This window comes from Arcicella gelida, assembly GCF_034931025.1.
GTDB classification, from domain to species: Bacteria; Bacteroidota; Bacteroidia; order Cytophagales; family Spirosomataceae; genus Arcicella; species Arcicella gelida.
Genome location: NZ_JAYGIL010000008.1, coordinates 151,095 through 167,371 on the forward strand (window position 1 = coordinate 151,095; position 16,277 = coordinate 167,371).

Consider the following 16,277-nt stretch of genomic DNA (forward strand, 5'->3'; position numbering starts at 1 on the left):
AAAAATCTATGGATTGCTTGGATTGATGACCACCTCTTTTGTCCCTCGGCTATTAATTTCCTTATTGTCGATGACTTTCATTTTATTAAGAAAGAAGCCATAGAGATTATTATCGGTTCTATCTCTTTCTTCCATCAAAAATTCAGTAATTAAAAAGCTTTCTTTCGTAACGCCACCTTGTCCTCTGAGTAAAACCCTCCCATAAAACCGCCCCATAGAGCCACTAAAGACAACACTATCCACTTTGATGTACTGTATAGCATTTCTTTGAACGATGTTATTATAATAGTTTTGACTGTTATAAAACTCATACAATGGAATAAAATCCGCATAGTAAAAGCTCTTTTGAATGTTACTTTTGATTTGCTGTTCATCAGGTTCTAAGCGAAAGAAAAGCTCATGGGCTTTCGTCACCATTGCTTTTTTGGCTACTAATTCAAAGCCATCATTATAAACATCATATATTTTACGAATCTCACCATTTTTATCCATGATGTAGGGTTTTGGCTTTTGAGCAATAACGGCATCTTTGTATAAAACCATTGAAGTAACAATTAGAACAAGGGCAAAACTCAGTACGCCAAAAACAAAGTATTTACCTGTATGGTTAATGCTGTCAATATCTCTGAGATATTTGATTTCAAAGCTTTTTTCTTTACTCATATTCATAAGAAATCATGCGAGGGTTATGACTTATTTTTGAGTTATAATTGAATTTTTCATCACAAAATTTGATAACTGCCTGGGCTGAGCCATTGAGATTCATCATCAATTCAGCGAGGTAATTAATCGTCAATTCAAAATTTCGATTGAACTCTCTCAGATACAGAAATTTGACTAAATTTTTCTCAGGGGCTTCGGTAGTATATGACCAGTACTCTTTATGAGACAATAAAATACCATAGACGCCATATACTTCATTTGTCCAAAGAATCAATAATTCTCTGAACCTGTCATCTGCTTTTAAATCACGATTAAGACTTAACAACATAGAAACATGCTTATCCTCCAAAGAAAGCACTTGAGCGATTTTATCAATCTTTTTCATGTACTTAGCCATAGAGAGAATAAACTTAATATCAGACTGCGTAACGACAGTTTCTTTGATGATAGGAGAGGAGATGATGTCATCTAATTCCTGTGTTACCAAACCAATTGTACCTTTAAACTTTCTGGCAGTTTTATAAACCTCTTTGATGTACTCTGCAAACATATCTGACATGATAGCCTTCCAAGCTTCTTCGATAATCAGATATTTTCTTTGGTTGAGTTTTTCTTTGAGAATCTCTTCATAAGTACCCATTATGTAAATAACGATAAGCGGAAAAAGTACTTTATTCCCTTTGATATTATCTAGTTCAAAGACGATAAAACGCTCATTTTTGAGGTCAATTTGATAAGAAGCATTTAATACTTCTTCATAAATACCACCCACATGGAAAATTTTTAATACATCTAAAAAATGGTTGATGTCAAAAAGCTTAGAAGTATTTAAGTGTGGTAAATCCTTATTTCTAAAAATACTTGCCATGTACTCATAATAGCTATTAAAGCAGAGTGGGATGGTTTCATTTTCCTCTTTTTTCTTCGTAGCCACATAATTGTAATAGTAGCTTATAGATTGTAAGACAATGTTTTCATCTAGTTTGCTAGGAGTGTCTTCTCCTTTCCAAGCTTTGAGCAGCATTTTAAGAATCATATCCAAACGTCTTTCAGAAGGTATTTCAGTATCAATGACAAAAGGGTTTATTTGAATCGGTACTTCATCACCAAAAGAAAAGTATGAACCTTTGAGGTAGTTTTTACAAAGATTTTCATAGCTATGTCCTACGTCAACAAGCATGACGAATGCTCCACTTTCTACAGCCCAGCGGACTAAATAATTCATGCTCACAGATTTTCCTGAACCCGTTGGTCCCAAGCAGAAGAAATTGTATCCAGTAATGGCTTTTCGTTGTCTTGAATTCCCACTTTCAGCAAATACATCAACGATTACTCTTGAACCATTGCGATTGACAAGCGGTAAACCTAATGCTGATTTACCATCAAAGGCAAAAGTTTCTTCAAAGTTTAAAAAGGACGAACCCACCTCATTATACGTTAATATCATTTGGTCGCCCCCTATGTTGCCAGCATTGCCTGGCATGGTGTTCATGAAGACAATAGGTAATTCCTCGTTGCATTCAAAAGGAATTAAATCCACTTTTTTAAAGCCATCATTAATTTGAGATTTTAGTACTTTAAATTCATCATAATGATCTTTTTTCCAAAAAACTAGATTAGCATAAAATCGAATCGGAGACAATCGTCCAGAGCCATCAATCAAGTTTTGAAGAAAGAGCTTGGTGTCCTCCAAAGAGTGTACATTCTCTTCAGAAAAAGAAAGAATTCCACTTTTTTGCTTGATAAGACTTTGTAGTGAAGATTTTACATTTTCAAGACTTTCTTTATATATCACTACATTGTAAATACATTCTCCGTCTATCTTATGAGTAAACGATTTACACAAGGCAGCAGGGAAAAAGCTAATTTCCGTGGAAAGATTTTTATCAGCGGTAAAACTTGAAATGGTATCGTTGATGGAAAGAATGGAATCGATTTGATAGATTCCACAGTATTTATCACCCACTTTCAAGCAGTTTTTATCAGGAAGATAAATAATATCCTTCATCGCATCTTGGGCATCCTGTGTGAGCATCATGTATTTTTCGCAAAGATTAAGATGGCTTTTAGTGCCTAACAAATCTCTTTCATTGACCAATTGAAAAGAAAAGTCTAAGTCTTGTCCTAGCGTTCTCAGGAATATCTCAATACTACTGATTAATTTTTCTATCGTCTCTTTTTGGACGTTTTTCTTCTCTATTTTAATAAGCGAACTAAAAATCCCATTGGTAGAAAGTGTTTTTTTGGTTGGAGGAGTATTAACCAATGTAAAGAATAAATAGCTTTTGGTTTGTTTAAATCTTTTTTCAAAAAGTAAACGTTCGTTTGCTCCCCCAAGATAGGTTTCGGAGGAAGCTTGTAAGTTAATATCACCCTCAGTGTAATCGTTAAAACAAAAAAAGGTCTGAGCATGCAAAAGTGTATGAGCAGGAAGGCTCGAAAAGGCATTTTTAAAATTGAGATTAACCTGTTGATAACTATCAGCAGATAAGGTATTTAAATTTGCAAATACACCTTCATAGCACAAAGTAATATCTCCATTTCGGCTGAGTAAAGCCCCAAAATTAGTCGCACCAATGATGGGAAAGCTATCTTTGTTATTAATAATCATAGGATTGATAAAATTAGGTTTAGCGGTAAAACAAGCTTAGAAAACAATGTATTTTTACGTCAATACTAGGGTATATCCTAGCACAGAATTTCTCAAAATAATTTTATCCTAATAATAGCAGGCCTTCCTCCTGTTATTTTATGAACCCGAAAAAAATGCTTTAACAACATCTTTTCATAACCGAAAGGTCCGATTCTTCTTAGAAAGATGAAAGTGAAAAAGCCTACACAAGCAACCGTGATGATTGAAAATATTGAACCAATCAATAAATGCCCAATCTTGATAGCAATGATTAAACATACTAACATCGTTACGAGTAAAGTAACAGCCCATACGATGATGAGAGACATGGGAAAACCCTTAAAATAAGGTGGTTGATTCACCCCTTTGTGCGTATAATATTGGGTAATCATTGGCTAGAAAAATAGAATTTTCGATAGCCCAACACCAATGAGTAATACTAACGAACCCATCATAACGCCCTGAAGGTTTTTAAAGGCTTGCTGATCGCCTTGTTTATACTTAAAACCAGCTGAAGTAATACCTATGAGGAAAACTACGCCTGAAATAGCCATGAGTAGTGTAGTTACACCATCAATGATATTACTAATTTCAGTTGCGCCAGATTCAGAGGCAGAAGCGACTTTTGTTCCCCAGTTTGATTGTGCTTGGATGTAGTGTCCATACAGAGAGAAAAGGGTCGTCAGTAATAAATACTTGACTTTTTGCTTGAGTGTTTGCATGATAGTATAGATTTAGGTTTGAGTAAAATGTTCATCAATACGGATTTAAAAAATAATTACTGATTAATCATTGCATCGAATGTTACTTCCTTGGCTTGGATTTGAGTACGAGTATCGACCGTTTTTCCTAAAGAAGCAGGATTATCAAACATAGATTCTTTGCTATGCTGACCACTGATAAAGTAGTCATAGAAGAAGAAAACAGCCCAAGTACAGAGGGTTAGCGTTCCTACTCCGATTCCATATATGTTCCAGTTAAATATTAAAATTGAAGAATGATTCATAATTGTATAATTTTGGATTGACTATTTATATATCAAATATAATAAAAAAATAGATAAGTATATACTAAACTAATAAAAATGAAAGAAAATATTTTACATTATTGTATTATCTTTTGCACTAAGTATAAAAAAACACTTTTGACTGAAGAACTCCATGCAGATTTTTTGAATCTTACATATCGTTATTGTTATGAAAACTCCATTGCATTATTATCATTAGACATTAGAAATAAACATACAGTAATCCTTGAAATAAGTACAGAGATAGCGATGGAGTCTCCTCACGTAATCATTACCAATTTAAAGGCATACTTGGCTGGAGAATTAAAAAAGAACTATCCGCAGCTTAAATCAAAAACCCCAAGCCTTTGGACGAGACAACATTTTATTCAAACGATCGGCGTAAGGAATGATGAATTAATGGAAGCTTTCGTATTCAATCAAAAAGGATTAAAAGATTAAAGCAGATTTCTATTTTTGAAATAATATGCAAAGGGTTAAATAAATGGTTGTAGTTGAGACACCTTTATATTTTGCTTGGCTTTGAAGTGCCAGATTTTCGTTTTATTGTAAAATTAAATCCTTCATTTTGTACACTTTCTTAAGGACTATGGAAAATTTAACCATTCATACAGATGTTTGCTAAATAGAACATCTGTGTGAATGGGTTTCTAAAGAGTAATTAGTCCTTTACTTGGGTAAAAAGATTAATTGTCGGAAAATAATGGAATCACCTTTGCATTCCCCTGTAAAACTATAAGAACTTGCAATTTTTGGATTATATACTTTAGGACTGATATAATAAGCATTACAATTATTATCTTGAAACATTTTATGTTCATACTCTCTTGAAAATAAAAAATCACCATTCGCATCAGTTTTAAAACTCAAAGAATCCAATATTTCAATTCCTGTAATTGTTTTACTCCTAATTTTTTCAAAAAACAATGGGACATTTGCTATTGAATTTCCTAGGGAATCAACTGTTTTTCCTTTAATAAAAAACTTTCGTGTTCTGGGATAATAACCATTAGTACTACACGAAGCACCATAAATCATCAACAATATGATGAGTATAATTGATAGCTTTTTCATTTGTTTAAGATTATTTTTTTGCTGATTGTCTTACCATCAATAGTTAATACACCCAAATATACGCCATTGCTATGAGAAGAAAGCTCAATTGGAAATTGATGTTTTCCAATGGTCATTTGCTGAAAGTTAATTACATTCTGAATAGTGTTACCAAGTATGTCGGTTATATGAAATGACACCATTTGCGCTTCCTTTTCCAAATTAATCTGTACCTGAGAATTTCTAAGAACTGGATTCGGGAATATCAATAATTTATCGTTACTCTCTGAATAAAAATCAGCATCTATATTTAAAGTATCCTGTACACCTATTCTATAGCCATAACCATTAATACAACTTCCTGCTGGTGCAATAGGAATCATCATAGTCTTACTAGCTGTTGGATAAGGATAATCTAATATATTTTTTACTTCCAAAGTAAGATTATAAGTACCCGATTGCGAAAAATACCAATTAAGATAAGTATAGTTTATACCACAACCTGTATTAATAATATTCCCATTTAAAGATAATGTCCAGCAATATTGATAACGTCCAATATTACTTGTTGGTATGTTTTGAGCTGTAAAAGTATAGCTACGGTCTGCACAACCAGGAAATTGGAAAGGAGACATATTGATATTGGGTGTAGCTATACTAGGGACAGGATCTGTAGGGCAACTAAAGTATTGTGCATAATCATTTGGTAAGTAGTCTATCAAAGAACTTAGTCCAACAGCAAATTTATATATATGTTCTTCATTATTACTTCCTGCAAAAATCATATCAAAGGGTGTACCATTGCCTTTAGATATAGTATTGAGGTTTAAGTTTAAACTACTCTGTGATGCTAAACTTCCTGTATAATCAATAGAAGAAAATGTAGGAACAAAGCCAATCTTTGTATTAGCACTAAAGTTTAGATACGACACTGGAAATATGCGGAATATGTCTGAAATAGTTCTTGTAATTGTATTGACATCTATACTAGTCTTAGTACTCACATCATAATTACCTCCAGAAAGCCAATCATAATTAATGCCATCATTAGTGAAATCTGTAGTTTTAAGCGTAGTTGGTATTGCTCCTGAGAGGATAGTAGTAGATGCAATAGTGTTAGTACCGCTGCCAATATTATTACTTCTGGCTCTTAAAAAGCCACTTACTAATGCCACTGATGCATCAGCGTGTACATACTCAATATCATCATAAATACCCGTTTGACTTAAACCTGTATTGCTGCCACATGAGACAGCCCAATTTTTACACTGGCTAGGGTACCCTAATGATGCTAGTTGATTATAAAAAGATGTGTAATCTGTGGATTTTCCTGTAGGGGCATTCGTTCCATTTGATTGATTAGTAGATCTTAATAACATTTGTTTCGCTGCTGGGCAGTCAAGCCAGTTTAAAGCTGGCTGGCGGGCAGAACTTGAAATATTAAAAAGATTAATGATACCTACGTCATCGACCTGTCTTACCAAGGCTTGTACGCCTGGAGGAACATTTGCTCCTTTGTGAGGAGAATCAAATGAGATATAATGACTTACAGTATGCTGAAATCCTTGATTTTCTAGTTTTTTTAATGCCATTCTAGCACAAACACCCCCCATGCTTTCGCCAATTACAATAGTAGGAGCATTACCAATTCTTTCAGCTTTTACCTGCTTAATAACCTCTGCTACTACATCGGCGTTATTCTCAATATAATCTCCACCATCATTAAAATTAACATAAACTCTATCAAAGCCCTGAACCCAAAGTTTGTTGAAATAAAATGAACCAGAACCATATCTACCTTCTAATTCGCCAAAGGATATAGAGTTTGATGGGTCAAAGCCCTCAACTATAATCACAGGCTTATCAAATTTAGGAGTACAACCATTACCAATATAAACAGCAACGGTTGCACCCATTGGCTGCCCGATTTGTCTACCACTTTTATGAGTTAGGTTCACTGTAAATGTTTTGTATGGTTTCTCTATTTTGTCAGTCATTATATGAATTGGGGTGTATAGGAAGACTTCTTTTTTACCCAAAAGTAGTCTCATCGTAATTACTCTTGTGCCTACCCCTTGATATTCAATAGGAATGTTTTCTCCTAATTTTACTTTCCTTAGACCCTTATTATCCCCAAAGTCAACTTCAATTAAAGATGGCTTTTCTTTGTTAGTAATGAAATAAGCTGGGTCAAAATTAAACACAACATTTTTACTATATAAAGCTTCTGTCATTAGAGCTATAGCACAAATATTTAGGGTGTTATAGCTATTTGTAACTGGAATGCCTTTGGCTTTAGAAGAAGCGTTACTTTCTAATTCTGTTTTAGATAAATATTCGCCTTGAATATCAATAATACCTACAGTGACGTTTTCATAAGTCCTTTCAATGATTTTGGATTTCTGACTATTAATTTCAGTTTCTACTTCATCAAAATCCCTTTATGTTTTACTACTTTTTAAATCAGCTTTCCTTAGACCAATATATAGTTTCGTCCACTCTAATTTATCCAATAAGACATAAGATTGTTCATTAGTAGATAATTTTTTAAAAGGTTCTAATTGACTATCGAATGGAAACCCTTTATTTAGAAAGAAATTTGTTTTCATCGATGATACATCAATTTTACCAATTTGCGAGTCAAAATCTTTAAAAGTATTAGAGCCTTGCTGAGCGAACAGAGTAGAGATGTACAAGTATGAAAATGTAATTAATGTAAAGACATTTAGGATTAGTTTTTTGAATTTTGTAGTCATGTTTTATAAAGAGTTTAAGTGAGATTGTTTTTAATAAGTTTATCAAAGATATATTATAAAATTTATTGGTTTTAGCGTATTTATACGCTATTTTAGATAGAAATAGCTTTTTTATTTAGCGTTGAAGGATGTCGTGTAATTAATAAATGGTACTTTAATTGTAAGGGTTGGTTAATTGATTTTAACCTAGTTATATCAATACAATATTATCTTTTTGTTAGTTTGGTATTGGTGTATTGAATGAATCAAATAAATTGTGTAATTTTACCAATATAACCACAAGTCAATATATATCACTTTTATGCAGATGGATTTATTAGCAGGTCTCAAAGAGCGCTTTTTTGTGAATGCTGAACAAATTGAAGAGATAAAGTTAAAGGCTACTCATGATAGTAGCGCTAGTAAAGCTCCCTCAGAGAAGCCAAGTTTGATTATTGTAGGTGTGTCATCAGGGAGTAAGAAAGAAGAGTTAAATTTTATGGCTACAGAAGAGCTTGCTGGGAATACTATTTTATTGTCAGCAGATATTTTGAGGAACTATCATCCTAATGTTGCTGAGATTAAGCAGGAATATCCAGATATGTTATTGCCACTAACCACAGGTTTTACCAAAGAGCTTTTGCTACACATTGAAGACTATGCGATTCAAAATCATTACAATGTTGTATTAGAAGCAAGTTTAGGCAATGCAGAAAAAGCCGTTCAACGATTAAGTAAATACAAAGAGCAAGCTTATGAGATAGCTTTGAAAGTGTTATCTGTCAATAAACTGTTTAGTTATTTGAATGCAGAAGAAGCGTATGAACATCGATTACTAACCGAAAAAAGTGGAAGACTTGTCTCTAAACAGTATCATGATCAGCTTTGTATTAAGATTCCACAGACACTTCAAAAGTTATACGAACAACAACTACTGGATAAAATCAACATTTATCGACTTCATACTTTTGAAGAAAATGGGGCATTGAAATCCAAGCAAATCATCTTGGAAGAAAAGAAGGAAAAGGCTTTAGAAGCTTATTTGAATGAACAAAACAGAGATTTTACTTCGACAGAATTAACTTATTTAAAAGAGAAAGCTCAAAAGGTAAAAGCCATGAAAGCAAGTAGAGATGCTAACTTTTTAGAGAAAGTACGTTTCGATTTCAACTTCAAGTTTATTTTAGAAGGTAAGGAAGGAAAAACTAAAAGTAAGAAGATGACGGCAGTGTGATTTTAAGCCTATCAATAGATCGAATCTCTTTTATGTATTGATAGGTAAGGGGTTGTTCACTAAACTGTCATAAAAGCTCTGCTAATCATTTCCTGTTCGTTTCTACTTATTTTATATTTTGTAGCTATTGTTTTCCATTCTGCTACGGCTTGCTTAATCTCTTCAATAATTTGCTTGGCACGTTCTTGTTTTAGCCTAAAAAATATAGCGACATCCAATGCAAGATTAGTATCCAAAGCGTTATCATTTTCTGAAATGTTTAATTTTAATCCAGTACCAGTTTCAATGGGATTTATATCAAAGGCAGGGGAGAGTACCCAACCTTTGTTTGTCAATAAAAATCCATGATTTCTAAGATGGTCATCTGTATTAGAGACACAAATATTAAAGACAATTCTTCTCCAAAGCTGTTCTAAATCACCCTCTACATTTGAACCATTTCGCATGATAAATTCAGCTAATTGTAAGTAACTTACCCCATCTTGAAAATCTGTTCCATCGGTATATCCTAATAGTGTCATGGCAGATGCAAAATGAATCCTTTTATTATTGACTCTATCAAAACGTTTTGTCAAAAAAGTATGATGCTGACCACTAAACTTTTGAATCATTGCTTCTGACATTTGAATCCCCGATTTTTGGGCTAATTCATAAATGACCATTTCCCATGCAGCAGTATCTCGATTATCAAAGTTACTTGGGAATTTTGCAATCCATAAATGGTTATTGGTATCTACAATACTTGCTTTGGGTCTTGCACCTCCTAAAGATGAACCAGGAGCAATGAGCATATTTAACCACTTTAAATAATCAGGATTATCTACACTGTCATCTTTTTCAAGTTGAAGACTAGCTTGCTCTAATTCTCTTAGTGAGGTAAAAGGTGGAGCAGCCATTGCCTTATTATCATTTAAAAATGAACCCTCAATAGATTCCTTAAAACGTATTGCTCCCATTCTATGTTGGTCATAGACACCTAAAAGGTAATCTGTTTCAAAAAGTAATTGTTCTTTACGCCCCTCTAATCTTGCCATAGCAGCTTCACGCCTACGCATGAGTAAACGTCCCCATCTGTCGGGTGAAGAATCCATAAAAATTCCAAAATTACCTTTAGTATCATTTAAGTATTGCTTTCCACTATATAATGCTAAATCAGGGTCAAGTGAAAAGAGATATTCATTGACTGTCAACCACTGTTTATCATATTCAAAAGTAAAGATTTCTTTTCCTCTGATTTGTGTGGCTGATAACTCTCCCATTAATTGAGGTTCAGTTGAGGTTTCCCAATCTGTAAATACAGCAATATGTCGTTTTTTCTCTGCCATTATTTTATGCCTATTTAGTTTTTCTGCTTGCCCGTCTTTTGACTAATAAATCGGCATCTTGTAGTTTCCTACCTAAAATATCATCATTGGCTAGGTTTAGAAAGTTTTTTTCTAAACCCAAAACGAACAGTACTTGCAAGTAAGTCCCCATCGCAACACTTGGCGTACCTTTTTCAATTAACCATAATGTGGTACGACTAATGTCCGCACGTTCAGCAACTTGTTCGGCACTTAGTTTTCTTCTTAGACGAGCAAGTCTAATATCTTCTCCTAATTGAGCTAATATTTTAGCAGCAGTCGGTAATAATATAGTTGCTTTAGAGTTCATAATGTTTGATATTACGAACAAATATATATATAATGTTTATAATATCAAACATTATAGGGCAGAGCTATTGTTTTAGATTTTTAACCGCCATCCCTTTCTTATCCATCTCAACAACCCGCTCTTCAGCATTGCTGGACGGAATAACATTGCTTGACTTTTCCTTTTTTTCAATGGTTTTATCAATCTTTTCTTTTAGGGAATCAAGTTCTTTTTTGACTTTAATAAGTTCATTTTCTCCTTTAAAGTCTTCTTGGATAAACTTTCTTAAATCATTGATATTTTTATTGATATTCTCAATGTTCTGTTGTACACTTTCGATTAAAGCGGGGATTTTGACGAGTGTTCTCTGTGGATATTGTACGGCTATATCGGGGGTATTCGCAAGATTTCCTCCATTGAAAACATACTTTTCATTACTTTTTCCTTGTATGATTAAGATGTTTTCTAAACTTACTCTATTATCAAAGTCTCTTATCTTAGTCGTTTCGAAATACATTTTAAAGCCTGCATAAGTGCCTACTTCGGTAATTCCTTCTTGAGAGATACTATCTTTTAATTTAACAAGATATGCACCTAATCCCTTTTCAGTTTTTATGTCAAACTCCTTTTTATCAAAAAGTGAATCTGAATGACGAGTAATAAATTTTTCTAAGGTCTGTGAATTAACCAAGTATTTATCAAGATTAACCTTTTCTGCATTAAACGCTAACTGTTGTTCTAAAAGAAACTTTTGATCTTTCAGAAATGCTTCTTTTTTTATTTCATTTAATCGTAAGGAAGTTTCCAACCCTTCAATCTTTTCTTCCGCCAGTCGCTGGTCTTTTAGAAACATAAACTTTTCAGATTCAACTTTCCCAAGTTCCCGTTCTAATTTTGCTTTATCAAGGAGCATAGTATTTCCAGAAAGAATGGCACAGTACTCGGCATAATTCATGCCATTGGCTTCGTCCATTCCGCCTTCGTCAATTTTCCGTACTCCCAGCTGATTCGATTTAATCTGGTTAATAAAAATACTTTTGTTAAGCAGAAGATTGAATTTATAAGAATCTAGCGTCTGTTCAACGGCATAGACAAAATTATGTACTTCATTATTATTAAACTTCATGGCATATTCATTGCCTTGTCTGGCACCTCTACCAATTCGCTGTTCAAATTCAGAAGGTTTCCATGGAATATCTAAATGGTGCATGGCAATCATTCGACGCTGTGCATTTACGCCAGTACCTAAAGTACTTGTCGAGCCAATCAAAACTCGTACTTCACCACTATTCATTTTTTCAAATAGCTTTTCTCGCTGTTTATCCGTTTTGAAAGATTGAATAAAAGCAATTTCATCGGGTATTAAGCCTTTTTCAATCAACTTATCCTTGATGGCAAAATATACATTGAACCCCGTACTTTTTGAGGAAGGTGTACTCAAATCACAGAAAATCATTTGAGTCGCTTTGAAGTGATTACCTTCCTGATAGTAATCTAATACTTTATGACAGCATTGATTGATTTTATTATTGACATCATCGTTAAAGTTGGGATGAATCAATCGCATATCTAATGCCATTTTTTTGCTCTCATTGGTGGCAATTAGCATTTTTGCTTTTTCCTCACTTTCACTTAGTGGATTACGATAGATTAAAGTACCGTCACCAGAATTGGCAAAATCTTGTAAACGCAATGAAAAATCCTGTTGCTCTTTGGTTTGTGGTAAAACCACTAATTCAGTTTTGGCTTTGGCCGGGAAGATGCCAACCATATCACTTGTTTTGTAATCTGTAATTTGACTATAAAAAATAGCTAATTCTGGTACTTTGATGTATTCTCGAAATCGTTCTTTTTGAATGATATTATTGGTAATGGAGATTTCGTACTCTGTTGATTTAACACCATAAGTAGCAATCCAAGAATCGAAATTAAAAATCTGTTGTTTCTTTAATTCTTTGGGTCGAAGGTATTTGAAAAGTAAGTAAAGTTCATTCAAAGAATTAGAAATAGGTGTACCAGACAGAAAAGTAACCCCTAAATCTTTCCCTTTTTTCTCCTGTAAAGTTCGTAGTGCAACCAACATATTTAAAGCCCTGTCACTTCCTTCCATACCTCCTAGACCTGCTACATTATTATGTCGAGTACTGTAAGTAAGGTTTTTGTAAATATGCGATTCATCAACAAAAATATGGTCAATCCCCATAGAATCGAAATTGAGTACATCATCACGATGTTCCTTAATCGCTTCCATTTTGGTTTTAAGCTTACTTTCTAAATTAGCCTGTCGTTTCAATAAGCCTTTGTATTGTTGTTTAGTCTCATAGGTTTGTGACATCGCATTCATCACCTTCAAATCCTTGTTCAGATTATTCAATTCATCTCCAAGAACAGCCGAAAAGGCTTCATGAGAATGAGGTATTTTGCTAAACTGTTCATGGGTAAGAATTACACAATCCCAATTATTGTTCTTGATTTGATTAAAGATGTTTTCCCGATTCTTTTTACTAAAATCTACATCACCGCTGTAAAGTAAGCTGGCATCTGGATAAGCCCTTTTGTAGGTTTCAGCAATTTGAGCAATGTTCGCTTTCAAACAAAGAATCAAAGGTTTATTGGCTACGCCCAAGCGTTTCATTTCATGGCTTGTTACAATCATTGTCAATGATTTACCCAAACCAACTTGATGGTCAACAATTCCACCATCTTGCTGAATCAACGTCCAAGCCGCATCTTTCTGGGATTTATATAAATCAGGAATGCCTAAATTCTGTAAGTTTAATTGTGGGAAAGTTAAATGTTCACCATCATACTGAGGTTTTACATAGCAGTTAAATTTCTGATTATAAGTTTTGGCTAAATCATTCTTAAATTCAATGTCTTGTTCATTCAAAAAGTTGACGAATTTGTTTCTAATATCCTCAATCTTGTTATTGACCAAAATGGTTTTATCCTTATCTGTCACATAGATATTTTTACCTTTGTCAGCATCGTAACCTATTAGCTTTTCCATTTTTGGCGTAGTATTGTACAAAGCATGTTCCAGCAAATCAATTCCATTTACTTTATTATTATCGGCAGCAACGGCATACAAAGTATTGATATTTTCATTGCGTTCATACTTTTGGTATGAAATCATGTAGTTGTCGGTATTTTCTAAATAATCTACCGAAATACTTGAACTGTTGAAGAGCTGACGAGCAAAATGTTCATAGATTTTAGGAGAAATCCATCTTTCTCCCAGATTAAAATCTAAATCATTAAAACTAATAGGAGTAGGGAGAACCTCCTTTAAACAATCTAAAGTATGCTGTAATCTTTCCTTTTTTTGTTGGTCTTCAATGTGCGGTAAATTGTTTTCTAACCAATTGATTTTCTCGACCACATTCCCAGAAATAACAGAAGCAAAACCTTCAAATCTAGCAGTTTTAGGATTATAAGCTATAAGTTTATCCGCTAATAATTGCTGTTCAATGGCAGTCTCATTATTTTGACTAAGTTTAGCTATGTAAGGCACATCAGCAAAACCATATTGATTCAATGAAACATAAAAAGCATCCTTGACAGAATAATCATGTACTTGATTAAAACCAACGGGTTTATGGAAAATATCAGCTTTTATAAATTCATTATTTTCAACTCGCTCTAGCCCGAAAAGTGGCTTATTCTTAGGGTCTTCGTCTAAATAAATTCTATTGCTATTCAAAGAACCATAAACACTCTTAAAGTTATCGTATAGTTCATTGAGTGATTTTCTTAAGACTGGATGCTCAATTTTTTCGGCTAATTCGTAGCGATACAAATCATCGTAAGTTTTACGGATTTGCATCACCGCCAAATACATATTTTGTAGTTCCTTAGTATAATCAGTAGGAACTAAATAATTAGTACCAACATCAATTTTAAGCTTGTATAATTTATCATTTTCAATGACAAACTGACCATCAATATCGCTTTCGGTCAGAGGTGTTTTATAAGGAATGTTCTTGGGCAATGTTGCTGTAATGTGCGAACTAGCTTCAACTGGATTAATAGGAACAGCAGGTGCAAAGAGGTCTAATTGAAAAAGATTAACTTTCTTACTAACGGAAGTCGTGTTAAATAGCGAAGGTTCAGTAACCTTCGCAGCAAGATTATTGGTAAAGTTTTTCTTGAAATCAGCAGCCAGTATTTCATCCACAGCTTTACAAATTTCAGGTAGCCCTCCCGCTTTTAAATACGCTAAATTCGGTCTGCCATATTGGTCTTTCCCGAAGGTTAACTCGTCAGAAATGATAGTATGGCGATTCAGATGAAAGAATTCATTGAGGTGAAATTTGTGAGAGGATTTTTCATTCGTAATCAAAGCAGTTCGTACTAAAGATTGTTCCATTGGATTAAGTGTGGTTTTAGGTCCAGTCTTTTGTAAAATCAATAAATCTGCTCCTGCCTGAGTACCAGCGTCCAAAAATGTATTTTGAGGTAATCGAATGGCTGAAATGAGATTAGCATTAGCCATTACAAATTGTCTGATAGGCAAATGAGCGGGACTATCCAACACACCATAAGGCATAATATGTGCCAAAACTCCGCCTTCCTTCAACAAATCAAGGGATTTAATAAGGAAGAAATTATGAATATGGTTACTTGCCTGTCGTTTTACTTTATTCTTGTTGAGATTATAAATGGGGTCAAAAACCTTAAAATCGCCAAAAGGAATATTGGAAGAAATTAAATCATAAGTCCCCATTTTATGCTTATCAACAGTTTCAAAAGGAGCATTTATACTGTTAGTATAAAGTGCCTTTAGGATTTTAGCCGTTAAATCGTCTTTCTCTATAAGTAAGCTATCTTTCATGGCAATTCCCAATTGTTGGAACTCACTAAAGAATAAGCCAGTACCAGCACTTGGATCAAGATAATTATTAGCTTTTACACCATTTTTTAGAAGGGCATTTCCAATGGAACGAATGAGTTCAGGAGAAGTGTAAAAACTGGTGAGGATACTGTTTTTGATACTCTCGATATTTTGCTGATAGTTTGGCTTTGAGGATAAGAAAGTATGTAATTCTTCAATCTGAGGTTTGATTTTTAGTGACTCTAAACTCCAAGAAGAGATATTATCCAAAGGCAAGAGTAGTTCTTTTAAACCTCCCCAACCTTTAAATTTTGAGAGCATCTCTTTCTCATCAGGCGTAGCAACTCTTTTTTCTTCGAGGATTTGGTACGCAGTTTTGAGTCCCTCCAAATTATCTTTGAGGACTTGCTTTTTTTGATAGGACATTTCGGCAGAAGGTTTAGAATAATACAGAGCTATGTGTTTAA

General features: G+C 33.7%; 13 protein-coding genes. 3 read left to right on the top strand and 10 right to left on the bottom strand.

All coding sequences use genetic code 11. The features are described from left to right. Positions 1–6: 6 nt before the first annotated feature. Together VB776_RS08600 and VB776_RS08605 are read right to left on the bottom strand one after the other, a co-directional pair. Positions 7–663, bottom strand: a complete 657-nt coding sequence (locus VB776_RS08600) for a hypothetical protein (protein ID WP_323328044.1) — start codon at positions 661–663, stop codon at positions 7–9. Continuing rightward, positions 656–3,274, bottom strand: a complete 2,619-nt coding sequence (locus VB776_RS08605; protein ID WP_323328046.1) for a TraG family conjugative transposon ATPase — start codon at positions 3,272–3,274, stop codon at positions 656–658. The genes VB776_RS08600 and VB776_RS08605 overlap by 8 nt, the downstream gene beginning before the upstream one ends. Before the next feature lie 207 nt (positions 3,275–3,481). On the opposite strand from VB776_RS08605, the gene VB776_RS08610 reads away from it, so the two are divergent. Next, positions 3,482–3,643 (top strand): hypothetical protein, encoded by a 162-nt coding sequence (locus tag VB776_RS08610; protein ID WP_323328048.1) that lies wholly within the window; start codon positions 3,482–3,484, stop codon positions 3,641–3,643. A 47-nt stretch (positions 3,644–3,690) separates the two neighbouring features. Here the strand turns inward: VB776_RS08610 and VB776_RS08615 are convergent, their stop codons facing one another. Both VB776_RS08615 and VB776_RS08620 read right to left on the bottom strand, forming a co-directional pair. Then, positions 3,691–4,017, bottom strand: a complete 327-nt coding sequence (locus VB776_RS08615; RefSeq protein WP_323328050.1) for a DUF4134 family protein — start codon at positions 4,015–4,017, stop codon at positions 3,691–3,693. A 56-nt stretch (positions 4,018–4,073) separates the two neighbouring features. Next, positions 4,074–4,301, bottom strand: a complete 228-nt coding sequence (locus tag VB776_RS08620) for a hypothetical protein (protein WP_323328052.1) — start codon at positions 4,299–4,301, stop codon at positions 4,074–4,076. Positions 4,302–4,379: 78 nt separating this feature from the next. On the opposite strand from VB776_RS08620, the gene tnpA reads away from it, so the two are divergent. After that, on the top strand, positions 4,380–4,763 hold the full coding sequence (gene tnpA / locus VB776_RS08625) for an IS200/IS605 family transposase (protein ID WP_323328054.1): 384 nt from the start codon (positions 4,380–4,382) through the stop codon (positions 4,761–4,763). Positions 4,764–4,991: 228 nt separating this feature from the next. On the opposite strand, the gene VB776_RS08630 is transcribed toward tnpA, so the two are convergent. From VB776_RS08630 to VB776_RS08640, 3 genes are all read right to left on the bottom strand, one after another. Next, positions 4,992–5,396, bottom strand: coding sequence for a hypothetical protein (locus VB776_RS08630; RefSeq protein WP_323328055.1), 405 nt, complete (start codon positions 5,394–5,396; stop codon positions 4,992–4,994). Further along, entirely contained in the window at positions 5,393–7,609 is a 2,217-nt protein-coding gene (locus VB776_RS08635) for a T9SS type A sorting domain-containing protein (protein WP_323328057.1), read from the bottom strand. The genes VB776_RS08630 and VB776_RS08635 overlap by 4 nt, the downstream gene beginning before the upstream one ends. Positions 7,610–7,816: 207 nt before the next feature. Next, positions 7,817–8,131 (bottom strand): hypothetical protein, encoded by a 315-nt coding sequence (locus tag VB776_RS08640; RefSeq protein ID WP_323328059.1) that lies wholly within the window; start codon positions 8,129–8,131, stop codon positions 7,817–7,819. 307 nt (positions 8,132–8,438) lie between these two features. Between VB776_RS08640 and VB776_RS08645 the strand changes: the two genes are divergently transcribed. Next, entirely contained in the window at positions 8,439–9,344 is a 906-nt protein-coding gene (locus VB776_RS08645) for a zeta toxin family protein (protein WP_323328061.1), read from the top strand. A 59-nt stretch (positions 9,345–9,403) separates the two neighbouring features. Here the strand turns inward: VB776_RS08645 and VB776_RS08650 are convergent, their stop codons facing one another. From VB776_RS08650 to VB776_RS08660, 3 genes are all read right to left on the bottom strand, one after another. After that, entirely contained in the window at positions 9,404–10,669 is a 1,266-nt protein-coding gene (locus VB776_RS08650; protein ID WP_323328063.1) for a type II toxin-antitoxin system HipA family toxin, read from the bottom strand. A gap of 10 nt (positions 10,670–10,679) precedes the next feature. After that, a complete protein-coding gene (locus VB776_RS08655; RefSeq protein ID WP_323328065.1) occupies positions 10,680–10,997 on the bottom strand; it encodes a helix-turn-helix domain-containing protein in 318 nt (105 codons plus the stop codon). A 64-nt stretch (positions 10,998–11,061) separates the two neighbouring features. Beyond that, positions 11,062–16,236, bottom strand: coding sequence for a helicase-related protein (locus tag VB776_RS08660; RefSeq protein WP_323328067.1), 5,175 nt, complete (start codon positions 16,234–16,236; stop codon positions 11,062–11,064). Positions 16,237–16,277 lie beyond the last annotated feature (41 nt).